Origin of the sequence: Kitasatospora sp. MBT66, assembly GCF_000710405.2 — a bacterium.
GTDB lineage: Bacteria > Actinomycetota > Actinomycetes > Streptomycetales > Streptomycetaceae > Kitasatospora > Kitasatospora purpeofusca.
Window position 1 is genome coordinate 183,893 of the sequence record NZ_JAIY01000015.1, and the last position, 10,990, is coordinate 194,882.

The window sequence follows — 10,990 nt, forward strand, 5'->3', positions numbered from 1 at the left end:
CGCCGAACCCGCGTCCGCCTCCGCCAAGGCGTCCGCCCCCGCGGAGCCGGTGCGCGCGGCGGCCGGTCCCGGTCCGCGCGCGGAGCACGGCCCCGCGCCGGAGGCGGAGCCGACGGTGGCCACCGCTTCGGCCACCGCCTCCACCGCTGCCGGCCCGGAGCGCCCCACCGCCTCCACGGCCCCCACCACCGGGGCGCCCCCCGGTGACCGCTCTCGCCCCCCGGCGCCCAGGATGGTGCTGGACCGCACCCCGGGTTTCGTCGTCCGCTCCGAATTCGAAGCCCGCCGGTTCGTGTACGCCGGCGCCCCGGTCACCGACCTGACGGTCCGGATCGCCTTCCGGGACGGCGGCCGGGGGCACGACACCGCCTCGATCTGGACCAGACTCGTCGAGGGCGTCGAGGAGCATTTCAACCGGCCCGGCCACCGACTGGCCGGGGGCGATCGGCTGCACGTCACTGTGCTGCCCGCGCGCCCCGGCGAGCACGCCCACCTGACGGTCGACCTGGTCGGCCGGGACCGGGGCATGGACCAGCGCTCCTGGTGGCCGGATGCCGAACCGGTCGATTACGCTCACGAGTTGGGCCATCAGCTGGGCCTTCGCGACGAGTACCGGGCGCCGGACCTCCCGCACCGGCCCGCCGTCGAGGGCAGCATGATGGGCGACTACCACCGCCCGGCGCCCGGGGGCCTCCCGCAGGCCGGTCTCCGCGAGCGCCACCTCCGGCTCATCTCCGCCGTGGTGGGCGACCTGGACGCCCCGGTCCCCGCCGGAGAGCACCACCCGAGCTGGGCGGCCGCCCGGGCCGCCGCGACCGCGCACTCCCGTGCGCACGGCTGGGCGGACCCGGTCTCCGACCCGCTGCACCGGGGGCGGCCCACCGGTTCGTCCGCCGTGGCGCCGCGCACCCACGCCTCGCCGAGCGACGCCGGCCAGGGCCACTCCGGGTCTGCCGCTCCCGCCCCCGGTGCCGGGGGCCACGCCGCCGGAAGCGCGGCTGCCGGAAGCCCCGCCGCCGCGAGCGGCAGCGGATCCGCGGCCCAGCCCGACACCTCCCGCAACTCGGTTCTGATGCAGCCCGGTTACGCCTCCGGCGACCAGTTCGGCATCTCCGTCTCGCTGCTGCACGACCCGAACATGCACGTGCTGATCGCGCGCGGCCCGGAGCCCGGCACTCCCGGCCACGACCCCGTCCAGGACAAGTCCCGGGCGATCGCGCGGTTCTACCGCTCCACCGGGATCGGCGCCGACCGGATCCACTTCGTCGACGTCCCCTCGATGGAGAAGCGCACCGTCTGGCGGGCCCTGAACGGAGAGGCCACCCGGATCGCCCAGCAGGACTGGGGGATCGAGAAGAGCTATGACGAGATGTACCAGCAGGGGGAGATCTGGGGCGTCACGGACGGCACCGAGTACGTCGGCCAGGTCTTCTCGGACGGGTTGCGGAACACCGTCCGCGAGGCCTGGGGCATGACCGACGCGCACGACGGGAGGATCGGTTCCTGGCTGGAGGGGCGCGGGATCCACCTGCCCCCGAAGGACGGCAAGGTCCTGGTGCTCTGGTCCCGCTTCACCGGGAAGGCCACCCGGTGGGACGACCTGCGCAGTCGGATGGAGCACGACACCAGCTTCCAGGGCATCCGGCAGATCGTGCGCGACGTCGGCCGCGAGTACGACGCGGTGATCATCACCGGGGACCCGCACCCGAATCCCGCGAAGAGCGACAAGTGGGACGACCTCGTCGTGCAGATGCGCTCCGACCTGGGCACCGACACCGTCCACCACATCACCGGCTTCTGGAAGGGCAGGGGGGAGGAGCTCACTTCCTGGGGCGGTGACACCCGCACCGGGCAGTTCCTGCTGTACGACGCCCTGCACCGCCACTACCGGCTCGACCACCTCGGCTTCCGCTCCGGAAACCTGGAGGCGGTCGCACTGCTCGGCCACCGGGTCTCCTACCTGGAGGAGGCGGGCGCCGGCGGTGCCGCCCGGATGGCGCAGTGGCACGACTCCGGCAACGGCCTGACCCGGGGCGGCGGTCTGGCACCGGGCTACGAGCGTGTGATCGTTCCCGAGCCGCCCACCGCCTCCGGCCGTTACGCGCAGCAGTTCGACGTCGACGGCTTCGCACAGGACGGCCGCGGCTACCAGCCACCGGACCCGAATGCCTGGTGGCGCAAGCCCGCTGAGGTGTACGGCCAGGAACGCGGCTTCGGTACTCGTGAACTGGACGACATCCGGGCCCAGTTGGGTCTGCCGGATGTGTCCGGGGCGCGTGACCGGGCCGGGTTCTTCACCGACCGGGTGCAGCACCTGCGGAGCAAGTACGAGACGGTGCGTGCCGAGGTGGTGCGCCACTCCGGCGGGGGACCGCAGGTCGAGGCGTACCTGTCCGGCTACGACCGGTACTTCAGGACGGCACCGGACGAGTACCACGCCGGGCCGGAGCAGCTGTACCACGACCTCGTCCAGCACGGCTTGCCCCACCTGCCGCAGCTCCGGCAGTACTCGCGGAACCTCGCGTACCAGGCGTACGCCCAGCAGACGGCCGCGCACGCGCAGCCCTCCTGGGGGGGTGACGGGCTGGCCCCGCGGGCGCCGGCCTCCGACAGCACCGGCGCGGTCACCGGCCGGGTCACCGGCCACGCCGCCGGAACGTTCGCCGAGTCCCCGGCCGGGTCCTCGGGGGCCCGTGCCTCCGCGGGACCGGAGGGCCCGACGCCCGCCGGTCCGGCGGAACCCGCCGAGGTGGCCCCGCGCGCTCCGATGACGACCGGTGAGCACGACCTGTCCGGCCAGCAGCCCACCCAGCCCGTCCAGCCCGTCCACCCGCTCCAGCCTGCCCACCCGGTCCAGCCCCCCGCCTGGGCGGCCGCCGGGCCCGCCGTCCAGGGGCACCCGTTCCGCTACGCGGAAGGCGCCGTCGAGCCCGACGCCGCCCACTTCGCCCGTGCCGACGCCCTGGCCGCCGAGGTGGTCCGCGCCGCGGTCGGGCGCGTGGAGTCCGGGCTCCCGCTGCCGAGGATCACGGTCACCGGCCACGGCAACGGAACGGTCGCCGGCCGGCCCCACTTCGGCCGGGCCATGCAGGTCGGCAAGGAGCGCGCCGAGGCGCTCGCCGATCTCCTCGTCGAACGGATCGCCACGCACCTGGGCGGACACGACACCCGGCTCACGACGGCGGACTTCGAGGTCCGCACGCGCTCCCGCGGCCAGCTCGCCCCGCTGGGCACGGACCCGGCCCACCTCACCGCCGAGGAGCGCCGCCAGGCCGTGGTCACCATCGACCACCCGGAGCCGGAACCCGCCGCCGCGGCCCCGGCGGACCACCCCGACGGGGGCACCGGAGGCACGGCGGAGGCGCGGGCCAACGCCGTCCGTCACGGTCTCGGCGCGGAGACGGTCGACTACCTGTTCGGAGACGGCCCCAGGCCCGGGCAGACGGTTGCCGAGATCGGTGAGCACCCGTCCTGGGTCGAGGACCGCGCGCTCGGCCGGTGGGCCGCCGGGGTCGCGATGACCCCGAAGTACGAGACCCTCGTCGCGCTCAACCGGCTGACCCGCTCCGGCGAGGGGCCGCAGGGCGACACGCTGCTCTACCTCGGTGCGAACGCGGACATCGAGCACCCGCTCTTCACCACCCGGGCGACGCGGATGACCCTCATCGGTGTCGACCCGGAGAACCTGGACGCGGTGACCCGCAAGGCCCACCTGGACCAGGTGGTCGGCGTGATGGAGCGCAGCCTGCGCGGCTACGCGACGCCCGGCCACGCGGTCGTGCGGGCGGAGACCGAACCCGGCCGGGTGACCAGACTGACCGTCGAGGGCCCGGACGGCCCGGTGCTCACCGTCGACTACCACGCGGTCACCTACGACGAGTACCTGCACGCCAACCCCGGCGAGCGGTTCGACGTGGTGATGGACAAGGACTCCTGGTTGCTGGAGTGGCGTTCGGAGCAGGGGGTGGCGGACGCGGTCGACGCTCTGCTGGCGCAGGGCGGCAGCTGGGTCGGCGGGACGGAGCTCGGCGCGGCGGCCGCCGCCCGGTTCACGCGGGCCCCGGCGGAGCGGCTGGGCGTCGGCGACCCCAAATGGAGCGGCTACCAGGACCTGCGGCTCCGGACCCGGACCGACCGGCCCGCCGAACCGGCCGCCGCCACCGCCCCGACGTCGCCCTCGCCCTCGTCCTCGTCCTCGGATCCGGCCCCGACCTCGACCTCCTCGACCTCGACCGCGACCTCCTCGACGTCGGCCGCTGCCGGCGCCGGTGCCGCCACGGAGGCCAGGGTCGGCGAGCTGTTCACAGGTGTCATGGTGGCCGCCCGGGACCGCTTCGCCTTCCGCGGCTGGACCTTCGACGAGGCCGCGTACAAGTCCATGCTCGACGACGACCTGGCCTACTCCCTCCCGTACCACAACTCCTTCGCCGGGGACGAGGCCAGCGTGCTGGCGAACGCGCTCGCGCTGCTCCCCGGCGTGGCCCGGCGCCTCTCCGCCGAGATCGCCACCTTCGCCGGGACGGACGGCGACTTCGGCGCTCGCCGCATCCTGCGGGACCTCGCGGTGCTGCTCGACCTCGACCCGGACGTGCTCGCCCCGCTCCCGACCGGGGCGACCGGAGAGGAGGGGGCCTGAGCCCACCGCGGCCCTTCGACCGCCCCCGCGTCCACCACCTCACTGGCGGCCACGGCGGTGCCGCCCCCGAGTCGTACGCAGGACCGTCCACAGCGCGGGACCTTCGCTACCGCCCCGCCGTGGACGGCTGACCGATCGATGCGCCGGCCGAGGTCCAGTCGCTCGCCGACCAGGTCCGGGTGCCGGTGGGCGAGGAGGTCGGCGGCCCACGCGGCCCAGTGCGTCGGAGACGCTCTGTGAGGTCGGCCGGCGGTGGCGGTCCCGGTCACGGCGGTCAGCTCTCCCGGCCGGCGGCGGTCTCGGCGTCGATCTCGGTGATCAGGTTCTCGATCAGGGCCCTGATCTCGTCGCGGATCGGGCGGACGGCTTCGACGCCCTGGCCGGCCGGGTCCTCCAGCGTCCAGTCGAGGTACTTCTTGCCGGGGAAGTACGGGCAGGCGTCGCCGCAGCCCATGGTGATCACGTAGTCGGACGCCCGGACGGCCTCGGTGGTGAGCACCTTCGGCTTCTGGTCGGCGATGTCGATGCCAAGCTCCGCCATCGCGGCGACGGCGGCGGGGTTGATCCGGTCGCCGGGGACGGAGCCGGCGGAGCGGACCTCCACGCGGTCACCGGCGAGGTGACGCAGGAACCCGGCGGCCATCTGGGAGCGACCGGCGTTGTGGATGCAGACGAACAGCACGGAGGCGGCAGGAGCGGCGGTCATGGCGGGTCTTCCTTCGAGTGTGCGGGGGCATCGTGGTCTCCGGCCCGAACGGGGAGAGGGGGCAGGGTCGTGGGGCGAGGCGCGCGACATCCCCGGTGGTGGCCGGAGGAGAACCGGGGCTCGCTCGGCGGGTCCGGCGCAGGTAACGTATCAGCCTATGGTGATGTCAGTCGACAGTGATGCAAGCGGGGCTCCGGCCACCGGCACGGCCCCCGACCAGGCCCGGGTCCTCAGGGCTCTGGCCGACCCGCTGAGGATGCGGATCGTCTCCCTGCTCTCCCGGGAGGCACTGTGCACGACGCACCTGGTCGAGGAGACCGGCGCGAAGCAGACCAACCTCTCCAACCACCTGAAGATCCTGCGCGAGGCCGGACTGGTGGACACCGAGCCCTGCGGCCGCTTCACCTACTACGCGCTCCGCCCCGAGGCCCTGACCGGCCTGGCCGCCGACTTCGCAGCCCTTGCCTCCGCCGCTCGCCTGACCGCCGAGGCGGGCTTCAAGCGGTCCTGCTGACCCACGCCACCCGACCCACGCCACCCGACCCACGCCACCTGACCCACCCCACCTGACCCACCCCACCCGGGCGGCCTGCCCCGCCCCGCGCACGAGGAGCTCCACAGCGTTGAACGCCACGGACGAGGCCAGACCCCACACCGCCGAGCCGCTGGCCCCCGAGCCCCCGGCCGTCCCGCTGCCGAACCGGGTGGCGGCCGAGCTGGTCGGCACCGCCGCCCTGGTCGCGGTCGTGGTCGGATCCGGCATCCAGGCCACCGAACTCACCCGCGACGTCGGTCTCCAACTGCTGGCCAACTCCCTGGCCACCGTCTTCGGCCTCGGCGTGCTGATCCTGCTGCTCGGCCCGGTCTCCGGCGCGCACTTCAACCCCGCCGTCACCCTCGCCGAGTGGTGGAACGGCCGCCGCGACCCGAAGGGCCTGCGGCCGGTCGAGGTGGCCGCGTATGCCGCCGCCCAGACCGCGGGCGCGATCGGCGGGGCCGTGATCGCGGACGCGATGTTCGGCCGCGCGCTCGTCTCCTGGTCCGGCCACGACCGTTCGGCCGGACACCTGCTGCTCGGCGAGGTCGTCGCCACCGCCGGACTGCTCTTCCTGATCTTCGGCCTCGCCGAGCGCGACCTGCTCCGGTACGCCCCCGTCGCGGTCGCCTCCTACATCGGCGCGGCCTACTGGTTCACCTCCTCCACCTCCTTCGCCAACCCCGCCGTGACCATCGGCCGGGCCTTCACCGACACCTTCGCCGGTATCGCCCCCACCTCCGTGCCCGGCTTCGTCGGCGCCCAGCTCGCCGGAGGCGTCCTCGGCCTGGTGCTGGTCGCGCTGGTCTTCGACCACCGCCGTCGAACGGCCGCCGCGAGGTGAGCGAGGTCCGGCACGCCCAGGTGGTCCTGGCCGAGCCCTGGTCATGGTTACCGGCAGCTGGGAGCGCCTCTTCGTCCCCGCCGTCTCCGGCCGGGGCGGGTTCACGGGCCGTCGGCTCCACGCGGACGGCTACCGCGGCACCGGCGGCTTCGCCGGGCGCCCGGCCGCCGGGCCGGGGCCGGGCGTCCGGTAGGTGGACACCCGCCCCGGCCCGGCCCGTCGGCGCCGATACTGGCCGCCGCACTCGGCACCGGCAGGAGGTCACCGCGTGGACTGGCCGACAACCCTGCTCGGCTTCGCGGCCGGGCTGGGCATCTCGACCGTCACCGCACCGGTCGGCGTTTCGGGGGCGGTGTTCCTGCTGCCCGTCCAAGTCAGTGTCCTGAACGTGCCCAGCCCCGCCGTGACCCCGACGAACCTGCTGTTCAACGTGGTGGCGGGCCCCGGCGCGCTCCTGCGGTACCGCCGCACCGGGCACCTGGGCGGCCCGCTCACCCGCCTACTGATCGGGGGCACCGTTCCCGGCGTGATCGCAGGCGCCGTCATCCGGGTGTTCGCCGTCCCCGGCCCGGCCGTCTTCCGCCTGCTGGTCGCGGCCCTGCTGCTGCCGCTCGGCATGTGGCTGTGCGCGCGTACCCTGCGCCCTGGCCCGTACCGGGCCGCGGTAGGGCCGTCGCCGACGGCCCGGAGCACGACAGCGCTCGCGCTGGCCGTCGGTGTCGTCGGGGGGATCTACGGGATCGGCGGGGGCTCTCTGATCGGCCCCGTCCTGGCCGGCCGCGGTGTCCCGGTCGCCACCGTGGCACCCGCCGCGCTGGCCACCACCTTCGTGACCTCCGTCGTCGGGGCCGGCACCTACGCGCTGCTGGCCCTGACCACCACCGGCGACATCGCCCCCGACTGGCCGCTGGGCCTGGCCTGCGGCCTCGGCGGCCTGACCGGCGGCTACCTCGGCGCCCGCCTCCAGTCCCACCTGCCCGAAACCGCCCTCCGACTGTTGCTCGGCTCCCTCGCCACCGCCCTCGGCGCGCTCTACGCCCTCCAAGCGGCCCGTTGAGAGGTCGGCGGCCGCGCGGGCCGTGCGCGATCTCAGCGGCCGCCGGCCAGGCGCCTCGGTGCACCGGTGCACCGGGGACGTCGTAGCGGTCGTGCCGGTACCCGTCCACGGCGGTGCCCCGGGCCGGCGACCCGGCGACGAACACCCCGCCGTCGGCGGCGAGGATCCGCCCGAGTCGGCGTCCTCCTGCACGGTGGGGACGAAGCCGCAGACGCCGAGCGCGACGGTGGACCTGTACCCCGGTACCGGTTGCAGGCCCGTCGGGGGAGGCGGGTCACTCCACGGTGGGGCTGCGGCGCTCGATCAGCACCACGTCGCGCCACACCCCGTGGTGGCGGGCGATCCGCGCACGGGTGCCGATCACGCGGAAGCCCGCCTTCGCGTGCAGGGCCAGGCTCGCGGTGTTCTCCGGGAACACCCCGGACTGGATCGTCCAGATCCCGGCCGCCTCGGTCGAGGCCACCAGCGCCTGAAGAAGGGCGCGGGCGACGCCCCGGCCGCGGGCGTCGGGGTGGACGTAGACGGAGTGCTCGACCACCCCCGCGTACGCGGGCCGGGCCGAGACCGCGCTGACCGCCGCCCACCCGAGCACCCGGCCGCCCGGGTCGAGGGCGACGTGGCGGTGGCCGGGGAGGCGGGCGGCGTCGAACGCCGCCCAGGCGGGGGCGGCGGCCTCGAAGGTGGCGTTGCCCTCCTCGATCCCGGCCCGGTAGACGGCCAACACCTCATCGGCGTGCTCGGCCAGCATGGGGGCGAGGGTGAAGTCCGGGCCGGTCACCGGCGATCGCTCCTTCGGGGTGCGGGCGGTCAGCGGGTCAGGTCGAGCAGGGCGGACATGCCGGCCAGTACGGAGGGGGCGACCTTGTAGTACACCCAGGTGCCCCGGCGCTCGGAGGTCAGCAGCCCCGCCTCGCGGAGCTTCTTCAGGTGGTGGGAGACGGTCGGCTGGGAGACCCCGACGTCCTGGATGTCGCACACGCACGCCTCCCCGCCCGGGTGCGAGGCGACCTTGGAGAACAGCCGCAGCCGCACCGGGTCGCCGAGCGCCTTGAACATCGCCGCCATCCGCACCGAGTCCTCGACCGACAGCTCGGCCGAGGTGAGTGGCGGGCGGCACGGCACGGTCTCGGGCTCCAGAACCGTCAACTCCAGATTCGACATATGTCTATGTTGACACTCGTCAATGTCGGGTGGCAAGGTCGAAGGCGCAACCATATCGACAACTGTCGAATCAAAAGGGCGGGCGGACCGTGCTGCCGCCCACCCGATGCGAAGGGGAGAAACCGCCATGACCTCCGACACCGGCTTGCCCGTCCTCGTCATCGGCGCCGGCCCGATCGGCCTGGCCGCCGCCGCCCACCTCCTGGAGCGGGGCCTGGAGCCACTCGTCCTGGAATCCGGTCCCACCGCCGCCACCGCCGTGCGCTCCTGGTCCCATGTGCGACTGTTCTCCCCCTGGGCCGAGGTCGTCGACCCCGCCGCCGAGAAGCTGCTCGCCCCCACCGGCTGGACCCACCCCGACCCCGCCGCCTGTCCGACCGGCGGCGACTGGGTCGCCCTCTACCTCCAGCCCCTCGCCGAGACCCTTGGCGACCGCGTCCGCTACGACACCCGTGTCACCGGCGTGGCCCGCGCCGGACGCGATCGCATCGTCGACGCCGACCGCGACCAGCAGCCCTTCACCGTCCACGTCGCCCACGCCGACGGGAGCGAGGAGCGCCTGCTCGTCGCCGCCGTCATCGACGCCTCCGGCACCTTCTCCACCCCCAACCCGCTCGGCGCCAACGGCCTGCCCGCCCTCGGCGAGCGCGCCAACGCCGACCGCATCTCCTACCGTGTGCCCGACCTCAGGGACCCTGCCGTCCGCGCCCGGTACGCCGGGAAGCGCACCGCTGTCGTCGGCACCGGCGCCTCCGCCTTCACCACCCTCGCCTCCCTGGCAGACCTCGCCGAGCAGGAGAGCGGCACCCACGCCGTGTGGGTCCTGCGCCGCGGCATCACCGGCTCCACCTACGGCGGCGGTACCGCCGACCAGCTCCCCGCCCGCGGTGCGCTCGGCCTCGCCGCCAAGGCCGCCGTCGACAACGGCTACGCCGACGCGCTCACCGGCTTCCGCACCGCCACCGTCGAGCGCACCGGCGACAAGCTCGCCCTCGTCGCCGAGGACGGCACCCGCACCGACGGCCTGGACGAGGTCATCGTCCTGACCGGCCTGCGCCCCGACCTGTCCTACCTCACCGAGCTGCGGCTCGGCCTGGACGACCGGCTCCAGGCCCCGACCGCGCTGGCCCCGCTGATCGACCCCAACCAGCACTCCTGCGGCACTGTCTACCCCCACGGCGCGAACGAGCTCTCCCACCCGGAGAAGGACGTCTACCTCGTCGGCATGAAGTCGTACGGCCGTGCCCCCACCTTCCTCGCCATGACCGGCTACGAGCAGGTCCGCTCGGTGGCTGCACACGTCGCAGGCGACCTGGAGGCCGCAGCCCGCGTCGAACTCACCCTTCCCGAAACCGGCGTCTGCGGCGGCGCCGGCCTCTACGACCGGCCCACCCCGGCCGAAAGCACCGACGCGGGCTGCTGCTCCGTCTCCGCCGCACCCCGGCTCATCACCCTCGGTGTCGGCAACGACCCCGCCGGCGGCTCCTGCTCCACCCCTGGCGGTTGCTGACACCCCGACCGACCCCCTGCGGCCCGGCCCCCGTCGGCGGTGTCCCGGGTCGTCGGTGTGCTCGTCCTGGTCCTCCTCGTCCCCGGCCGCGGCCCCGCCCCGCAGGCCCGCGGACCGCGCCTGCGGCTGGGCGCGCTGCTCCGTCTGCCCGCCCTGCGCCGGACCACCGCCTGCGCCGCCCTGCTCGGACTCGCCACCGTCAGCGACTCCTTCCTCTACCTGCTGCTGCAGGGCCGCCTCCACCTCCCCGCGGGCTGGTTCCCGCTGCTGCCGCTCGGCACCGCCGCCGTGTACCTGCTGCTCGCCGTCCCGCTCGGCGCGCTCGCCGACCGGATCGGACGTCGGCGCGCGTTCGTGCTCGGGCACGCGGCACTGCTCACCGGCTACGGACTGCTGCTCGCTCGCCCCGGCGGCGGCCTCCCGCTGGCCGCCGCGGTCCTGCTCCTGCACGGACTCTTCTACGCCGCCACCGACGGCACCCTGGCCGCCGTCGCGGCGGGCGCCGTCCCCGAGGAGCGGCGCGGCGCCGGCCTCGCCCTGG

General features: G+C 74.7%; 10 protein-coding genes. 7 read left to right on the plus strand and 3 right to left on the minus strand.

Annotation, left to right across the window (positions count from 1 at the left end; all coding sequences use genetic code 11):
- The first annotated feature begins 115 nt into the window (after positions 1-115).
- Positions 116-4,636, plus strand: a complete 4,521-nt coding sequence (locus tag BI06_RS51680; RefSeq protein WP_158516501.1) for a hypothetical protein — start codon at positions 116-118, stop codon at positions 4,634-4,636.
- A 274-nt stretch (positions 4,637-4,910) separates the two neighbouring features.
- Here BI06_RS51680 and BI06_RS35955 read toward each other — a convergent pair whose 3' ends face one another.
- On the minus strand, positions 4,911-5,342 hold the full coding sequence (locus BI06_RS35955; protein ID WP_043475348.1) for an arsenate reductase ArsC: 432 nt from the start codon (positions 5,340-5,342) through the stop codon (positions 4,911-4,913).
- A 157-nt stretch (positions 5,343-5,499) separates the two neighbouring features.
- On the opposite strand from BI06_RS35955, the gene BI06_RS35960 reads away from it, so the two are divergent.
- The 4 genes from BI06_RS35960 to BI06_RS35970 all read left to right on the plus strand — a co-directional run bounded on the left by BI06_RS35960 (position 5,500) and on the right by BI06_RS35970 (position 7,778).
- Positions 5,500-5,856 carry a winged helix-turn-helix domain-containing protein gene (locus BI06_RS35960; protein ID WP_078880449.1) on the plus strand — a complete coding sequence of 119 codons (357 nt, stop codon included), beginning with the start codon at positions 5,500-5,502 and terminating at the stop codon, positions 5,854-5,856.
- A 109-nt stretch (positions 5,857-5,965) separates the two neighbouring features.
- Positions 5,966-6,721, plus strand: a complete 756-nt coding sequence (locus BI06_RS35965; RefSeq protein ID WP_043475349.1) for an aquaporin — start codon at positions 5,966-5,968, stop codon at positions 6,719-6,721.
- A gap of 43 nt (positions 6,722-6,764) precedes the next feature.
- Positions 6,765-6,914 carry a hypothetical protein gene (locus BI06_RS51685; RefSeq protein ID WP_157855389.1) on the plus strand — a complete coding sequence of 50 codons (150 nt, stop codon included), beginning with the start codon at positions 6,765-6,767 and terminating at the stop codon, positions 6,912-6,914.
- Between the two features lie 75 nt (positions 6,915-6,989).
- Positions 6,990-7,778 (plus strand): sulfite exporter TauE/SafE family protein, encoded by a 789-nt coding sequence (locus tag BI06_RS35970; protein WP_043475351.1) that lies wholly within the window; start codon positions 6,990-6,992, stop codon positions 7,776-7,778.
- Between the two features lie 274 nt (positions 7,779-8,052).
- Here BI06_RS35970 and BI06_RS35975 read toward each other — a convergent pair whose 3' ends face one another.
- Together BI06_RS35975 and BI06_RS35980 are read right to left on the minus strand one after the other, a co-directional pair.
- Positions 8,053-8,526 (minus strand): GNAT family N-acetyltransferase, encoded by a 474-nt coding sequence (locus BI06_RS35975; protein ID WP_051742652.1) that lies wholly within the window; start codon positions 8,524-8,526, stop codon positions 8,053-8,055.
- Between the two features lie 59 nt (positions 8,527-8,585).
- Positions 8,586-8,939: a helix-turn-helix transcriptional regulator gene (locus BI06_RS35980; RefSeq protein WP_043475354.1), complete on the minus strand. Its 354-nt coding sequence runs from the start codon at positions 8,937-8,939 to the stop codon at positions 8,586-8,588.
- Between the two features lie 127 nt (positions 8,940-9,066).
- Between BI06_RS35980 and BI06_RS35985 the strand changes: the two genes are divergently transcribed.
- A complete protein-coding gene (locus BI06_RS35985; RefSeq protein ID WP_043475355.1) occupies positions 9,067-10,449 on the plus strand; it encodes an NAD(P)-binding domain-containing protein in 1,383 nt (460 codons plus the stop codon).
- Positions 10,450-10,488: 39 nt separating this feature from the next.
- Positions 10,489-10,990, plus strand: a 502-nt coding sequence (locus BI06_RS47190; protein ID WP_149030593.1) for an MFS transporter, incomplete at its 3' end; no start/stop codon positions are given.